The organism is Actinoallomurus sp. NPDC052274 (genome assembly GCF_040679475.1).
GTDB classification, from domain to species: domain Bacteria; phylum Actinomycetota; class Actinomycetes; order Streptosporangiales; family Streptosporangiaceae; genus Actinoallomurus; species Actinoallomurus liliacearum.
Genome location: NZ_JBFAUT010000032.1, coordinates 1 through 14,980 on the forward strand (window position 1 = coordinate 1; position 14,980 = coordinate 14,980).

Below are 14,980 nucleotides of genomic sequence, written 5' to 3' on the forward strand. Positions count from 1 at the left end.
CGGGGACGGGCCGATCGCGGAATCGATTTGCGCGGGGCGTCGTGTCCGCATAACGTAAGGGCACACCGACGCGGGGTGGAGCAGCTCGGTAGCTCCGGGGCGATGCGCGGGAGCAGGCGGCTCGCGAAGTCGATGATCTGGCGCGGCACGCGGTAGCCGCGATCGAGGACGGTCAGGTCCGCGCCCGGCTTCCCCAGGTGCCGCAGCAGTGTCGGCCAGTCGCCGACCGCCCACGGCGTGGTGCCCTGGGCGATGTCGCCGAGTACGGTCACCGAGCCGGTCTCGCAGCGCCGGCCGACCGCGCGGCACTGCATGGCCGACAGGTCCTGCGCCTCGTCCAGGACGACGTGGCTCAGGCTCGAGGTGCGGCTGACCAGGTCGGCGGCCTCGTCGACGAGGACGGCGTCGGAGAGCGTCCAGCGGGCCGACTTCGGGCCGCGCGGCGGCCGGTCCCACAGCAGCGCCGCCTGCTCGGCCGGGTCGAGGAGGCCGTCGGCGGCCCGGCCGAGGAACTCCGCGTCGGAGAGCAGGCGCATCACCACGCGCACCGGGTCCACGGCCGGCCAGACCTGGTCGACCATCGCCTTGACCGGGCGGGTCCGGCGGACCGCCTCGTGGGTCCGGTCGTCGCACACCTCGCCCCCGGTCTCCATCCGCACCAGGACGGCGTGCGCGATCCGGTGGCCGAGCAGGTCGCGGCCGGCGCCGTACCGGACGCCGCGGTCGCGCAGCGCCTCGGCCAGCTCAGTGATCTCGTAGCCGGGGACGCGCCAGCGTCGGGTGCCGCGCGGTACCACGAGCGCCTCGGACGGCTCGCTCAGGTGGCTCCAGACCGCGCGGCGCAGCACCTCCGCCATGCGGGCGTCGCCCTTGATCCGCCCGACGGCGGCCTCGTCCCGGGCCGTCACCGGAACGGCGGCCACGACCTGGTCGAGGGTGCGCTGCTCGACGTTCACCTCGCCGAGGGCGGGCAGCACGCCGCGGATGTAGTCGAGGAAGGACGCGCTCGGGCCGATGACGAGGACGCCGCCCCGGCGCATCCGCTCCCGGTGGGCGTACAGCAGGTAGGCGACCCGGTGCAGGCCGACGGCGGTCTTGCCGGTGCCCGGCGCGCCCTGGACGCACAGCGTATGGTCCGCGTCGGCGCGGACGATGTCGTCCTGCTCGGGCTGGATCGTGGCGACGATGTCGCGCATGGGGCCGACGCGGGGCCGCTCGATCTCCTCGATCAGCAGCCGTGACTCCACGGGAGCGGAGAAGTCCTCGTCCTCGAACGCGGTCAGCTCGCCGCCGGAGTACCCGAACCGGCGGCGCAGCACGAGCCCCATCGGGTCCGCGGTGCTCGCCTTGTAGAACGGCCGCGCCATGGGCGCCCGCCAGTCGATGACCAGTGCCCGGCCGCCGTCGTCGTGCACGTGCCGCCGCCCGACGTACAGGCGTTCGTCCGGATGGTCGACGCGTCCGAAGAACAGGGCGGTGGCGGGGTCGTCCCGCAGCGACTCGGCGCGCTTGGCGAGCTCGGCGCTCAGCACCTCGGCCGAGACCCAGTCGCCGGCCACGGACGCGTCCAGCGCCAGGACGTTCTCCCGCATGCGGTGCAGTGCCTCCCGCGAGAGCGTCAGGTGCGCGCGTTCGGCGGATATCTCGGGGTCGGTGTCCTCCGCCTCTCTTGTGGGCATGACGAAAGCCTTTCGGTCGATGGGAAGCGCGAAGTTCCGAACTTAGTACGTGGGCGGGCCCGCCTCAGCCCGTTTTTCCCGCGCCCGGACCGGCGCGCTAGCGCCCGGACCGGCGCGCTAATGTTCGATGGGAATCGAACGTAAGGAGGTCGCGATGCGCGCGATCCAGATGACCGAGCACGGCGGACCGGACGTGCTGCGGCTCAGCGAGGTCCCGGATCCGCAGCCGGGCCCGGGCGAGGTCGTCATCGAGCTCGCCGCCGCGGGGGTCAACTTCAGGGACGTGTACGAGCGGCAGGGCGTCTATCCGAAGGAGACGCCGGCCGTTCCCGGCGCCGAGGGGGCCGGGCGTGTCACGGCGGTCGGCGACGGGGTGACCGACGTACGGGTCGGCGACGTCGTGGCCTCCGCCGAGCTGCGGGGGGCGTACGCCGAGCGCGCCGTCGCCCCGGCCGACCGGGTCGTCCCGGTGCCCGACGGAGTGGCCCCCGACCTGGCCGCCGCGGTGCTGCTGCAGGGCCTGACCGCCCACTACCTGACGCACTCGACGCATGAGATCAAGCCGGGCGACACCGCGCTCGTGCACGCCGCGGCCGGTGGCATGGGGCTGCTGCTCACCCAGATGATCAAGTTGCGGGGCGGCCGGGTGATCGGCACCGTCTCCACCGACGAGAAGGAGAAGCTCGCCCGCGACGCCGGCGCCGACGAGGTCCTCCGTTACGACGGCTTCGCCGAGGAGGTCCACCGGCGCACCGGCGGCGTGCCGGTCGTCTACGACGGCGTCGGCAAGACCACCTTCGACGGCAGCCTCGCCTCCCTGCGGCCGCGCGGCCTGCTCGCGCTGTACGGCGCCGCCAGCGGGCCGGTGCCGCCGGTCGACCCGCAGCGGCTCAACGCGGGCGGCTCGCTGTTCCTGACGCGACCCACGCTGGTGCACTACGTCGCCACCCGCGAGGAGCTCCTGTGGCGGGCCGACGACCTGTTCGGCTGGATCGCCTCCGGTGAGCTGTCGGTGCACGTCGGCGGGCGGTATCCCCTCGCCGACGCGGGCCGGGCCCACGAGGACCTCGAGGGCCGCCGGACGACCGGCAAATTGCTGCTCGTCCCGTAAGTCCGGAACCGCCCGCCCCGCCCACTAGTCTTATCGCTCATCGAGCGACAGGAGGGGCGGGCCGTCGTGACGGGAACGAGCTCGATCGATCGGCTGCGGCCCGAGGACCCGCCCCGGCTCGGCGACTACCGGCTCGTCGGCCGGATCGGCCGGGGCGGCATGGGCACGGTCTACCTCGGGGAGAGCGCGCGCGGGGAGCGCGTCGCGGTCAAGGTCATCAACCCGGAGCTGGCCGACGACGAGATGTTCCGGGACCGGTTCCGCCGGGAGGTCGAGTCCGCCCGCAGGGTGCGGCGCTTCTGCACGGCTCCGGTGCTGGACGCCCGGATCGACGGCGAGCCGCTGTTCGTCGTGACCGAGTTCGTCGACGGACCCGACCTGGACGCCTTCGTACGCGACGGCGGGCCGATGCGCGGAGCCGCTCTGGAGCACCTGGCGGTCGGGGTCGCCACCGCGCTCACCGCGATCCACGCGGCCGGCGTGGTGCACCGTGACCTCAAGCCCGCGAACGTCCTGCTGTCGTCGGTCGGCCCGCGCGTCATCGACTTCGGGATCGCCCGGGCGCTGGACACCGTCTCCGGCGCGACGCGGACCGGGCAGTTCATCGGGACGCCCGCCTACATGGCGCCCGAGCTGGTGATGGGCGAGACCGCGACGCCGGCCTCGGACATGTTCGCCTGGGGGTGCGTCGTCGCGTACGCCGGCACGGGACGGCCGCCCTTCGACGGCCCGACCGTGCCCGCCGTCCTCTACCGGATCGCGCACGGCGAGCCGGACCTCGCGGACCTGGACGAGGGGATGCGCGAGCTGGTCGTGCGGGCCCTCGACAAGGATCCGCGGCGACGCCCGTCCGCGCAGGAGCTCCTCGACCGGCTCACCGGGCGCCCGCACGAGGACACCGCGCACGCCGCCGACACCCTCGGCCGTACGTGGGCCCTCCCGGACGACCGGACGTCACCGCCTCCGGCGGACCGCACGGTGTCCGCGGCCATGGGACCCGCCCGGGACCGGCCGGTGCCGAACGGCCACGAGACGCGCCCCGACGCTCCTCGCGGCGCCGCGCCGCGTCGCCGGCGATGGCTGCTCGCCGGGGGCGGGGCCGCCGGGGTGCTGGTCGTCGGCCTCGGCGCCGTATTCGCGCTGACCGGCTCCGACGGGCCGCCGTCGAAGACGGTCCCCTTCTACGCCGACGACTTCTCCAACACGTCCTCGGGCTGGTCGGGCTCGACCTGGTACGCCGGGAGCGGCTACTACGCGAGCGGATACCGCATCGACGCGGGGAGCAGCATCTACACGCGCCGGGCGGAGAAGGCCCCGTCCGACAAGGTCGCCAGGGACGCGCCGAAGCGGGCGCTCATCAGCGCGGACGCGACGGTGCTGGGCGGCCCGGCGTACGGGATGCTGGGCGTCTTCTGCCGGAGTACCGGCACGAGCGACGACACCGCCTACTACGAGTTCCTGGTCCGCGCGGACGGCCAGGGCGTACTGATCCGGAAGGCCGCCGGCAGGGCCGGCACCCGGGAGCTGGTCAAGAAACAGTCCGCCGCCGGTTTCGAGCATCGAAAGCGGAACCGCCTCCAGGCGGCGTGCGAGGAGCAGGACGGTGGAGTACGGCTGCGCCTGTGGCTGAACGGCACCCTCGCCGCCGAGACCTCCGACAAGAGCGGCCCCCTCGCCAACGGCGCGGCAGGGCTGGTCGCCGCGCAGGAGAACGGCGGAAGCGGCGGGAACGTGCAGGTGTGGTTCGACAACTTCGACCTGTCCGCGATCCGCTAGTGCCGCGTCAACCAACGTTGGTCGTTTTGGCCGTGTTGGTTGATCCTCGCATGGGGCGAGCGACTCCCCACGGGGGTGGGGCGGGCCGCGGCCGGCCATTGGACCTTTTGACGGTGCCGTGATGGGGGCGTCGTCTTGGGTCACGCCGGGCTGGTCCGGTACCGGGGAGGTGCCGTCCGGCTCGACGGTGCGTGATCACCACGGGGAACGGGTTGTTGGTGGTGATGGTGCCGCCCGGTCCTCGCCGGGCGATGTTGGCGCCGCCGACCAGGTCGCGGTGCCCGCTGAAATCACAATGCGTGCAGGTGAAGCGGCGGCCGGTGGGTTTGGGTACCCGCCGGTCGCAGGACGGGCAGGTCGAGGACGTGCCGCGCTCGTCCACGAGCACGACGCGGATCCCGGCCTGCTCGGCCTTGTCCTTCAAACAGCGGAGCAGGTAGCCGACCCGCCAGTCCCGGACGCGTTTGTTGTGCCGCCGCCCGGCCTTCAGGCCCAGCACCCCGCGCGGGTCACCGATCACCAGCGTCCCGACGCGGCGCTGCACCGCCCAGCCGATCACGGTCTTGGCCGCCTCGTGCTGGGCCTGCCTCACGCGGCGCTTGTGCCGGGCCTCCAGCTTCCGCTGCCGGGCCCGGAACTTCCGCAACCGTCGCGACCCCACCTGCCCCGGCTTCGGTGCTCGGGCGGCCATCGTCCGGCGGCGGTATTTGCCGTCTTTGAGATGCAGGTGGGTTTCGGCGCGGATCGCCCGCCCCGACACGATGAGACCTTCTGCGTCGGGTCCGGCCACCGCGAACGGATGAATCACTCCCGGATCTACTCCGGCCACCCGGTCCGGGTCGGGCTCATAGGTGGCGACGGGGACTTCGGCGGTCACCTCGACGAACAACCGGCGGCCCTCGTTCAGCAAGGTGACCGACCGGACCTGCTCGATCGGGTAGGGCGCCTCCCGGTCCAGCCGCACCCACAACGGCGGACACCCGCGACCGGCGGGAAGTCGTAACCGCTGGTCCTCCAGGGTGAAGATGCCGTGGTAGTACCGGACCGGCACCAGGCGGCGTTTGCGGCGGCGGGAACCGGGCGCAGGCATCCCCGTCCTTGCGGCGTTTGGCGGCGGCGAACCACGCGTCGCTGTAGCGGCGTAGCACCGACCGCGCCCCCTTGGTGTCCAGTTCACCGAACGTGCCCGGACCGGCCGCCGACAACTCCCGGCACAACGCCTGATACGAGGCCACGGCGGGCAGGCCGCGCTGGCGCCGCCACCGGTTCATATCCAGCACGCACGCCCACACGTCCCCGGCTGAGGCAAGCAGCCCGAAACACCGCTCCCGCTGGCCGGGCGTGAGACGCAGGCCGACCCGGGCGGTACGCATCACCGTCCGGGCAGCATCCGGATCAACACGTCGAGGCATGAGGTGATTACAGCAGGTGCCTGCGACAGAACAGAGACGGTCGGCGGTGCCGCACTACCAACCTCCCGAATCGGTGATCGCAAACGCCTCATCTCCCGGAGCCGGCACCAAGACGGCGCGTCATCCCGGCAGGACCAACGTTGCTTGATGCGGCACTACGAACAGGCCTCCGCCGTACAAGGTCATCCGGCGGCCGGGCGGCCCCGCCTGGCGCGCGGCCCAGGTGCGGGACCGGGTATCGGCCGCGAGGCACCGGTCAGGGCTTGCGGGCCTCGATGAGCGTCCGGGTGGATTGCGCTGTGAACGCGCCCTGCTCCTGGATGTGCCGGTGGAGTTCGAGCAGCCGGTCGCGGTACGCGTCGACGGTGAAGCCGGGGACGGTCCAGACGACCTTGCGAAGGAAGTAGACGACGGCGCCGACGTCGAAGAACTCCATCCGCAGGCGTTCCATCCGCACGTCGATGACCTGGAGCCCGGCGGCGCGGGCCTCGGCCGTCTCCAGATCCGGGTGACGCCGGTGACGGGATTCCGGCTGCGGGCCCAGGAAGTACTCGACGAGCTCCCACGAGGTCTCGGGGCCGACGTGCTGGGCGAAGTAGGTTCCCCCACCGCGCAGCACTCGGGCGATCTCCCCCCACCACACGGTGGCGGGATGCCGGGAGGTGACGAGGTCGAAGGCCGCGTCGGCGAAGGGCAGCGGAGGCGCGTCCGGGGAGGCGACGACGACGACGCCGCGCGGGTGCAGCAGCCGGGTCGCCTTCGCCACGTTCGGCGGCCATGACTCGGTGGCGGCCATCGTCGCGGGGAGGACGGGCGCCTCGGCGAGCACCTCGCCGCCACCGGTCTGGATGTCCAGCCCCGCGCTCGCCGACGCCAGCCGCTCACTCATGAGCCGCTGGTACCCCCATGAGGGCCGCTCCTCCGTGGCTCGCCCGTCGAGCCAGGAGAAGTCCCAACCCTCTACCGAGACCACCTCGGCCTCCGCCACGAGTTCTTCGAACGATCTCACCATGCCGACATTCTCCCGGGGAGCAGGGATCGCCTCGCCGGGCGGGGTCCCGCCTCAGGAGCGCGCGGTCAGAGCTCGAACCAGAAGGTCAGGCCGTCGTCGTGCCTGCGGATGCCGCAGGCCGCCGAGAGCTCCTCGATGAGGAAGACGCCGCGCCTGCCCTCACGCAGTTCGTAGCCGTCGTACATCGTCGGGAGCGTGTCACCCCCCTCGTCGCTGACCTCGATCCGCACGCCGGCGGGCGTCTCGAGCACGACCACCGTCACCATCGTGCTGTCGGTGTGGACCACGGAGTTGGTGACCGCCTCACTGGTCAGCAGGACCGCGGTGTCCACCTCCGGGCGACCGGCGAGCGCCTTGGCGACGAACCGCCGGGCCGCCGCCACCTCTCCCGGACGCCCTGGAACGGTGATCGCCCCCAGCACCGACCGGGCCATCAGCCCGTCACCGAGGTGTGACGGAATGTGGCGAACTTGCCGGTAATCCCACCCCTCCATGCCTCCCCTGTAGCAAGATGGGCAGGGTGATCGAGACGAACACGCATGGACCAGAGCCCTCTCAGCGGCGGCCTTTAGGGGGCCTAAACGGGATAGAGTGTGAGCATACGGCGACTTTGTGTAATCGTGCAATAGCGAGGTGGAGGCTCCTTCGAGCGAGAGAGGCCGCAGCGCCATGAGCCACAGCAGACTGCGGGAGATCGCCGCTCTCTCCGACCCGATCGAGCGCGCCCGCGTCCTCGGCACGGTCATGGCGGAGCAGCAGGCGCTGGTCGAAGAGGCGGCCCGGATGCGCCGGCAGGCGATCGCCGAGGCGCGGGAGAACGGCCACCGCCTCGAGGACCTCGCCCACACGCTCGGAGTCTCGCCCGGCCGGATCTCGCAGATGCGCAAGGGGTCGGCCACCCGCGCCCCCGAGCCGCTCGTGCCCACCCCCGAGCCGCGCGCCCCCGAGCCGGTAGCCCCCGAGCCGCTCGCCACACGCGCAGCCGAGCCGCGCGCGTCCGACCCCGAGCCGCTCGCCGAGCGCATGCCGCCGGTCGTCGTGCGGCGGTCGCTGCCGACCGAGCCGCCGGCGAGCGGCGCCGGGTGGACGTTCGTCAGCATGACCGAGCGGAACGACATCCGCACCGAACTGCGTCTCCTGGGCGTCGACCGGGAGCCCGCCCGTGAGCACATCGCGACCTGCCTGCGCGTACGGCCCGGCGAGGACGTCATCGCCCGCCGCCGACTGATCCTCGCCGGCGGCGTTCCGGTACGCGCCGCCGCCTCGTACTTCCGCGTCGACCTGTTCGCGGACACCTCCATCGTGCAGCCCGAGCTGCTGGCGCCCTCCCTGCACGAGGCGGTCGCCGCCCACGGGCACGCGTTCGGGCACGCCGAGGAGACACTGATGGCACGGCGGGCCACCGAGTCGGAGACCGGCCTGCTCCGCCTCGATCCCGGCGACTGGGTCGTGCAGGTCCTCCGGGCCGCGTACTCCATCGAGGACACGCCGGTGCACGTGCTGGAGACCGTCTGCGCCGCCACGCGCCACGTGTTCTCGGTCAGCCAGGCCGGCGGGAGCGACCAGTTCTGAAGGCCCCGGCTCGGCGACGGTTCTGAACGCCCGGCTCAGAGATAGGCCGTCAGCCAGCGCTCCAGCTCGTCGAAGACCTTCGCCCGTACGGGCTCGGCGGACAGCACCAGGTCGTGCAGCCCGTTCTCGACGCGCACGCAGGTGACGTGCCGGCCGAGGCGCGTCGACCAGCGGGCGATGTCGTCGGCGTTCAGCACGCCGTCGCCGGTGGAGAAGTCGCCGTTCCTGCCGCGTACCGTCGTCGTGGAGGCCATCACCAGGACCGGCACGTCGATGGCGAGGCCCGCCTTGACCTGGCGCTGCGCCTTGATGATCGCCGACAGCCAGCCGAGCCGGACGCCGAAGCCCTCGGCCGGCTTCCAGGCCAGGTCGAAGTCCCACTCCCCGTCGTGGTCGCGGTGGATGCTGCGGACGTACGCCGTGCTGACGCCGGCCGGGATGGCCATCTTCGGGCGGCCCTTGGCCAGGGCACGGACGACGGGGCCGAGCGTGCGGCGGGCCCCTGCGGGGACGTTCAGCTCCAGGAACGGGCTGTTGAGGAACAGGCCGTCGACGACTCCCCGGCCGCGGACGCGATCGGCCCACAGGGCGGCGACCAGCCCGCCCGTCGAGTGGCCGTTCACCAGCAGCGTGTCGTTCTCCGCGCGGATGAGGCGGACCGCCTCGTCGATCTCCGGGAAGTAGTCGGACATGCTGTGGGCGAAGTTGGGCGTCTGGTGGTCGAGCAGCGAACGCCCGTACTTGCGCAGGTCCAGGGCGTAGAAGGAGTACCCGCGTTCGACGTAGAAGTCGGCGAGGTGCGTCTGGAAGAAGTAGTCGACGAACCCGTGGATGTAGAGCACGGCCTTCCGGCTTCCGGGGCAGGGCCGCCGGACGAGCGTGGCGACCACCTCGCCCTCGGCGTCCTCGTCCAGCGTCAGCCGGATCGCCTCGTAGTCCGCCCCGAGCACATCCTGTTCCATGGCGGCACAGCGTAAGGCGTGGCCCCGGACCGCGCCACGGCCGATCCCCCTCCGTGCGGTCGAACGGTCAGGATTATGCTCGTTTCTGCACCGAAGCCTTGCGAACAGAGCATGAATGAGCAATCCTCATCCTGAACGATGGAAGGAGAGCTCTTTCGCGTGCTGGCGTCAGTCCTGCGGATCCATATGGGCGACGCCACCCCGGCCGCCGCGGAGATTCCGGGGCCGGCGCGTACGGGGAGTGCGGAACAGCACGCATGCCGCCCCGTGTTTCATCGACTCACGAGGAGCGCCCATGCGCGAAAGAGCACGTCTCGTCATCGCCGCCCTCGGCGCGGCACTCATCGCCTGCCTCGGCCTGGTCCTCCCGGCTGACGCGGCGACCCTGCCGAGCCCGGTCTCCTGCGGCGGCTGCTGGAAACCCGCCCTGAACACGAGCTGGCAGTGGCAGCTGAAATCCGTACCGTCCGCGCCGTACCTCGACGTGGCGATGTACGACATCGACGGCTTCGACGCCACCGCCGCCGACGTGGCGAACCTGCACTCGAGCAGGTCCGGCCGCAAGGTGGTCTGCTACATCAGCGCCGGAACGTACGAGAACTGGCGGAGCGACGCCGGCGACTTCCCGAGCAGCGTGCTCGGCAGCAACGTCGACAACTGGCCCGGTGAGCGCTGGCTGGACATCCGGCAGTACGGCGGCACGCTCGGCACGATCCTCACCAAGCGCATGGACATGTGCAAGGCGAAGGGCTTCGACGCGATCGAGTTCGACAACGTCGACGGCTACACCAACAAGCCCGGCTTCCCGCTGACCGCGACCGACCAGCTGAACTTCAACACCTGGCTGGCCAACGAGGCGCACAAGCGCGGGCTGTCCGCGGGCCTGAAGAACGACATCGACCAACTGCAGACGCTCCAGCCGTACTTCGACTGGGCGCTGAACGAGGAGTGCTGGGCGAACGACGAGTGCACCACCGCGCAGACCGGCTACGGCTATGACAAGTACGTGGCCGCGGGCAAGGCCGTGTTCAACGTGGAGTACACCTTGAGCACCTCGAAGTTCTGCACCAAGGCCAACGCGCAGAACTTCAACTCCCTGAAGAAGAACCTCGATCTCGACGCCTACCGCGTGCCCTGCCGCGGCGTCTGACCCACCCCTGTAACCCGGCTGTACCGGCCGGCGGCGGTTCTCGTACCCGCGGGGCCGCCGTCGGCCACCCCTGTAAGTGGAAGGTTCACCCTGTATGTCCCCGTCCATCCGTATCGCGTTCATCGGCGCCGGCTCCGTCGAGTTCACCCGGCAGCTCCTGCGCGACATCCTGTCCTTTCCCGAGCTCGCGGATGTCCGCCTCGCCCTGCACGACATCGACCCCGAGCGGCTGTCGGTCGCCGAGTCGCTCGCCCGGCGTACGGCGGAGCAGTTCGGCGCCAAGCCGGAGATCGTCGCGGAGCTCGACCGCCGGGCCGCCCTGGACGGCAGTGACGTCGTGGTGAACATGGTCGCGGTCGGCGGTCACCGCGCCACGACAATCGACTTCGAGGTCCCGGCACAGTTCGGGCTGCGGCAGACGATCGGCGACACGCTGGGCATCGGCGGGATCTTCCGGGCGCTGCGGACGTTCCCCCTGCTGGAGGGGCTGGCCGCCGACATGGCCGCCGTGTGCCCCGACGCGTGGCTGCTGAACTACACCAACCCGATGGCCATGAACCTGCAGTACCTCGCCACGGTGGCGCCGCGCCTCAAGGCCGCCGGCCTCTGCCACTCGGTCTACTGGACCGTGCGCGGGCTGTCCGACATCGTCGGCGTCCCGCACGAGGAGGTCGACTTCCTGTCGGCCGGCGTCAACCACCAGGCGTGGATCCTGCGCTGGGAGCACCGGGGCCGGGACCTCTACCCGGCGCTGGACGCGGCGATCGAGCGCGACCCCGAGCTGCGCCGCCGGGTGCGCGTGGACATGTACCGGCGGCTCGGCTACTACCCGACCGAGACCAGCGAGCACTCCTCCGAGTACGTCCCCTTCTACCTGCGGCATCCCGCCGAGATCGAGCGGCTGCGCATCCCCGTCGGCGACTACCTCGGGATCAGCGCGGGCAACGTCGCCGAGTACGAGTCGATCCGGGAGCGCCTGGCGGCCGGGCTGGACCCGGAGCCGCGCGAGGAGGAGGACGCGACCGAGTACGCCCCGCAGGTGATCCACAGCCTCGTCACCGGAACGCTGCGCTCAATCCAGGTCACCACCGCCAACACCGGTCTGATCACCAACCTGCCGGCGGGCGCGGGCGTGGAGGTCCCGGCGACCGTCGACCGGCTCGGCGTCCACCCGCACGGCGTGGGGGCGCTGCCGCCGCAGCTCGCCGCTTTCAACCGGAGCTTCCTCAACGTCGTCGAACTGGTCGTCGCCGCCGCCGTCGAGGGCGACCCCCGGCACATCCGGCACGCGGCGATGTCCGACCCGGCCGCCGCTGCCGCGCTGACCGTCGACCAGATCTGGGAGCTGTGCGACGCGATGGTGGCCGCGCACGGCGACGCCCTGCCCCCGGCCCTGCGGGCCCAGGTCTCCCCGGGGTCGCGGTGACGGCCGCGGGGCGCCGATCCGGCGCCCTGGACCTCCTGGTGGTCGGCGACGCGAACCCGGACGTGCTGGTGTCGGGGGCTCCGGAGAGGCCGCCCGCCGGCCAGGCCGAGACGCTCGTGGACAGTGGCGCCCTGGCGCTGGGCGGCTCGGCGGCGATCGTCGCGCACGGCGCCGCCCGGCTCGGCCTGTCCACGGCGCTGGTCGCGATGGTCGGCCGGGACCCGGCGGGGGACTTCGTCCTCGACACGCTGTCGGCGGCGGGCGTGGACATCAGCGGGTGCACGCGGCACGACACTCTGCCGACGGCGCTGACGGTCTGCCTCAACCGGCCGGACGGCGACCGGGCGATCCTCACCGCGCCCGGCTGCCTGCCCGCCTTCGGTCCGGAGCACGTTCCGGACCTGACCGCCCGCCACGTGCACGCCGCGTCCTACTTCCTGCAGCCGCGGCTGGCGGCCGGCCTGCCGCGGCTGCTGGCCGACGCGGCGGCCGGCGGCGCGTCGACGTCGCTGGACACCAACGACGACCCGTCCGGCGCGTGGCGGCTCGCTCCCGGCCTGCTCGCCGCCTGCACGTTCCTCCTGCCCAACGAGGCGGAGGCGCTGTCGCTGGCCGGCGCGCTCGGAGCCCGAGGAGACGGGCCGGACCGGGGAGCCGACGAGATCGACGGGTTGAACGACGCGCTCGACGTCCTCCGCGCGGCGGGGCCCGTACCGGTGGTGAAGCGCGGCCGCCACGGAGTGGTCGCCCGGACCGGCACGGAGACCGTCACGGCGCGCGGCCCCGAGGTCGTCCCGGTGGACACGGTGGGCGCCGGTGACGGCTTCGACGCGGGCTTCCTGGCCGGATGGCTGGCCTCCGGGGCGCTCCCGCGGGCGCTGGCCTGGGGGTGCGCCTGCGGGGCGCTGTCGACCCGCGCCGCCGGTGGCACGGCGGCGCAGGCCGGCCCCGACGAGGCCGCGGCGCTGGCCGCGCGGGTCGAGGTCGGCGTCGCCCCGCTGGCCGCGGTGTGACGCGGGTGCGGAGGCGGGACCAAGTGAGCAACGCCGTGAGCGATTTGCCCCGAAATTAATCGTTCACGAGCGGCCGCGATCGTCTTATAGTGATCGAATGCGGCAAGAGGAGCGTCTCGGTCTGATCCTCGACCGGTTGGCCCGGGACGGTTCCGTCTCCGTGGCGGACCTCACCGGCGACCTGGGCGCGTCCCCCGCCTCCGTCCGCCGTGACCTGCGTGTTCTCGAAGAGCAGCAACTGCTCAAGCGCACCCACGGCGGCGCCGTCTCGGCCGAGGTGCTCTACGAGCTGCCGATCCGCTATCGCACGGGCCGCCATCACGAGGAGAAGCTGCGCATCGCGCAGGCCGCGGCCCGGCTGGTGACCGACGCGGTGCACGCGGTCGGCCTGGGCGGCGGCACGACGGTGACGGAGCTGGCCCGGATCCTCGGCGCGTCGGCCCGCCCGCTGAAGGTGATCACGAACGCGCTGAACATCGCCGGGGAGCTGTCCGTGCGCCCCGCCATCGACCTCGTGGTGACCGGCGGCAGTGTGCGCTCGGCGTCGTACGAGCTGGTCGGCCCGCTCGCCGAGCAGGCCCTCGCCGGAATCAACCTGGACATCGCCTTCATCGGCGTCGACGGCATCGAGGCGGGCCGGGGCATCAGCACGCACGACGACGTGGAGGCGCAGACCGACCGCAGTTTCCTGCACACCGCCGACCGGGTGGTCGTGCTGGCCGACGGCTCGAAGGTCGGCAAGCGCGCGTTCTCCCGGATCGCGGGCATCGAGGAGATCACCATGCTGGTCACCGACTCGGGCGCAGACCCGGCCGAGCTGCACCGGCTCCGCGCGGCGGGCGTCGAGGTCACCATCGTCTGACCGCCCGGCGCCGAACGCCGTGGCCCCCGGCCGGCGTACCGGTCGGGGGCCACGGCGGGTCCGGGTCGCTCCGGCCCGGACGAGGTCCTCCGGGTCACTCCGGCCCGGACGAGGCGGCCGGCGTCACTTGAGCCCGGACGAGGCGATGGAGCGGACGAAGAAGCGCTGCGCGAGGACGAAGAGGACGAGCACCGGGATCTGGCTGGTCACGGTGCCGGCCATCAGCACGGGCCAGTTCGTGAAGTGCTGCCCCTGGAAGTTCTGCAGGCCGAGCTGGATCGTCATGTTCCCGGGGCTCTGCACGGCGATGAGCGGCCACAGGAAGTCGTTCCAGACGTTGAGGAAGGTCAGGACCGACAGCGTGGCGAGCGTCGGGCCCATGAGCGGCAGCAGGACGCTCGCGAGCGTCCGCAGCCGTCCGGCGCCGTCGATGCGGGCCGCCTCCTCCAGTTCCTTCGGCACGGTGGTGAAGAACTGCCGCATCAGGAACACCCCGAAGGGCGTGGCGAGGTTCGGGGCGATCAGCGCCCCGAGCGTGTCGGTCAGGTGCAGGTGCTGCATCACGATGAGGGTGGGCAGCATGACGATCTGGAACGGCACCATCAGCGTGGCGAGGACCACGACGAACAGCACCCGGTTGCCGAGGAACGGGATCCGGGCGAAGGCGTAGCCGGCCAGCGAGCACAGCACCAGGTTGCCGATGACGCAGCTGACCGACACGATCGCGCTGTTCAGCAGCCAGTGCCCGAACGGACCCTGGTGCCAGGCGTCGAGGTAGTTCTGCCAGTGGACGCCGCTCGGCAGCCCCGGGGGGAACCGCCGCGTCTCCGCCTCCGTGGAGATCGACAGCAGCACCATCCAGATGAGCGGGGCGAGCATCACCGCCGAGAGCGGGATGAGGATCAGGTGCAGGGGGCTGGGCCGGCGGGACCGCCGGCGAGGCGGACGCCCCTGCTCGGCCGCGCGGACGTGTCCCCTCGACCGGGCGAGCGCGGTGTCGGCCAT

13 protein-coding genes are annotated in these 14,980 nt (G+C 72.2%); 7 read left to right on the forward strand and 6 right to left on the reverse strand.

All coding sequences use genetic code 11. The features are described 5' to 3' along the window. On the reverse strand, positions 1 to 1,679 hold a 1,679-nt coding region (locus AB0K82_RS25520), incomplete at its 3' end, for an AAA family ATPase (protein ID WP_364401252.1). Between the two features lie 154 nt (positions 1,680 to 1,833). Here AB0K82_RS25520 and AB0K82_RS25525 point away from each other — a divergent pair. Both AB0K82_RS25525 and AB0K82_RS25530 read left to right on the forward strand, forming a co-directional pair. Beyond that, positions 1,834 to 2,790, forward strand: a complete 957-nt coding sequence (locus tag AB0K82_RS25525; protein WP_364401253.1) for a quinone oxidoreductase — start codon at positions 1,834 to 1,836, stop codon at positions 2,788 to 2,790. Between the two features lie 66 nt (positions 2,791 to 2,856). Beyond that, complete coding sequence (locus AB0K82_RS25530; RefSeq protein ID WP_364401255.1) at positions 2,857 to 4,566, forward strand: serine/threonine-protein kinase; 1,710 nt, start codon at positions 2,857 to 2,859, stop codon at positions 4,564 to 4,566. Between the two features lie 7 nt (positions 4,567 to 4,573). Here AB0K82_RS25530 and AB0K82_RS25535 read toward each other — a convergent pair whose 3' ends face one another. The 3 genes from AB0K82_RS25535 to AB0K82_RS25545 form a co-directional block, all read right to left on the reverse strand. Beyond that, the gene (locus AB0K82_RS25535; RefSeq protein WP_364401256.1) at positions 4,574 to 5,656 is read right to left on the reverse strand and encodes a transposase; all 1,083 of its coding nucleotides are present in this window, start codon (positions 5,654 to 5,656) and stop codon (positions 4,574 to 4,576) included. 578 nt (positions 5,657 to 6,234) lie between these two features. Further along, entirely contained in the window at positions 6,235 to 6,990 is a 756-nt protein-coding gene (locus AB0K82_RS25540; protein WP_364401258.1) for a class I SAM-dependent methyltransferase, read from the reverse strand. Between the two features lie 65 nt (positions 6,991 to 7,055). Continuing rightward, positions 7,056 to 7,484, reverse strand: coding sequence for an ATP-binding protein (locus tag AB0K82_RS25545; protein ID WP_364401259.1), 429 nt, complete (start codon positions 7,482 to 7,484; stop codon positions 7,056 to 7,058). A 175-nt stretch (positions 7,485 to 7,659) separates the two neighbouring features. Between AB0K82_RS25545 and AB0K82_RS25550 the strand changes: the two genes are divergently transcribed. Further along, positions 7,660 to 8,562: a UTRA domain-containing protein gene (locus AB0K82_RS25550; RefSeq protein WP_364401261.1), complete on the forward strand. Its 903-nt coding sequence runs from the start codon at positions 7,660 to 7,662 to the stop codon at positions 8,560 to 8,562. Positions 8,563 to 8,597: 35 nt separating this feature from the next. On the opposite strand, the gene AB0K82_RS25555 is transcribed toward AB0K82_RS25550, so the two are convergent. Then, complete coding sequence (locus tag AB0K82_RS25555; protein WP_364401263.1) at positions 8,598 to 9,524, reverse strand: alpha/beta hydrolase; 927 nt, start codon at positions 9,522 to 9,524, stop codon at positions 8,598 to 8,600. 295 nt (positions 9,525 to 9,819) lie between these two features. On the opposite strand from AB0K82_RS25555, the gene AB0K82_RS25560 reads away from it, so the two are divergent. From AB0K82_RS25560 to AB0K82_RS25575, 4 genes are all read left to right on the forward strand, one after another. Continuing rightward, positions 9,820 to 10,674, forward strand: a complete 855-nt coding sequence (locus tag AB0K82_RS25560; protein WP_364401265.1) for an endo alpha-1,4 polygalactosaminidase — start codon at positions 9,820 to 9,822, stop codon at positions 10,672 to 10,674. A 94-nt stretch (positions 10,675 to 10,768) separates the two neighbouring features. Beyond that, the gene (gene melA, locus AB0K82_RS25565; protein WP_364401266.1) at positions 10,769 to 12,100 is read left to right on the forward strand and encodes an alpha-galactosidase; all 1,332 of its coding nucleotides are present in this window, start codon (positions 10,769 to 10,771) and stop codon (positions 12,098 to 12,100) included. After that, positions 12,097 to 13,113, forward strand: a complete 1,017-nt coding sequence (locus tag AB0K82_RS25570; RefSeq protein ID WP_364401268.1) for a carbohydrate kinase family protein — start codon at positions 12,097 to 12,099, stop codon at positions 13,111 to 13,113. The genes melA and AB0K82_RS25570 overlap by 4 nt, the downstream gene beginning before the upstream one ends. A gap of 97 nt (positions 13,114 to 13,210) precedes the next feature. Then, positions 13,211 to 13,975, forward strand: a complete 765-nt coding sequence (locus AB0K82_RS25575; protein ID WP_364401270.1) for a DeoR/GlpR family DNA-binding transcription regulator — start codon at positions 13,211 to 13,213, stop codon at positions 13,973 to 13,975. A gap of 123 nt (positions 13,976 to 14,098) precedes the next feature. Here the strand turns inward: AB0K82_RS25575 and AB0K82_RS25580 are convergent, their stop codons facing one another. After that, a complete protein-coding gene (locus AB0K82_RS25580; protein ID WP_364401272.1) occupies positions 14,099 to 14,980 on the reverse strand; it encodes a carbohydrate ABC transporter permease in 882 nt (293 codons plus the stop codon).

What these genes read in the sequence shown, in the direction of transcription:
- AB0K82_RS25540 (WP_364401258.1), bottom strand. Translation starts at nt 6,990, where the DNA reads ATGGTGAGATCGTTCGAAGAACTCGTGGCGGAGGCCGAGGTGGTCTCG.
- AB0K82_RS25555 (WP_364401263.1), bottom strand. Translation starts at nt 9,524, where the DNA reads ATGGAACAGGATGTGCTCGGGGCGGACTACGAGGCGATCCGGCTGACG.
- AB0K82_RS25550 (WP_364401261.1), top strand. Translation starts at nt 7,660, where the DNA reads ATGAGCCACAGCAGACTGCGGGAGATCGCCGCTCTCTCCGACCCGATC.
- AB0K82_RS25525 (WP_364401253.1), top strand. Translation starts at nt 1,834, where the DNA reads ATGCGCGCGATCCAGATGACCGAGCACGGCGGACCGGACGTGCTGCGG.
- melA (WP_364401266.1), top strand. Translation starts at nt 10,769, where the DNA reads ATGTCCCCGTCCATCCGTATCGCGTTCATCGGCGCCGGCTCCGTCGAG.
- AB0K82_RS25580 (WP_364401272.1), bottom strand. Translation starts at nt 14,980, where the DNA reads ATGGCCGACACCGCGCTCGCCCGGTCGAGGGGACACGTCCGCGCGGCC.
- AB0K82_RS25535 (WP_364401256.1), bottom strand. Translation starts at nt 5,656, where the DNA reads ATGCCTGCGCCCGGTTCCCGCCGCCGCAAACGCCGCCTGGTGCCGGTC.
- AB0K82_RS25575 (WP_364401270.1), top strand. Translation starts at nt 13,211, where the DNA reads ATGCGGCAAGAGGAGCGTCTCGGTCTGATCCTCGACCGGTTGGCCCGG.
- AB0K82_RS25560 (WP_364401265.1), top strand. Translation starts at nt 9,820, where the DNA reads ATGCGCGAAAGAGCACGTCTCGTCATCGCCGCCCTCGGCGCGGCACTC.
- AB0K82_RS25545 (WP_364401259.1), bottom strand. Translation starts at nt 7,484, where the DNA reads ATGGAGGGGTGGGATTACCGGCAAGTTCGCCACATTCCGTCACACCTC.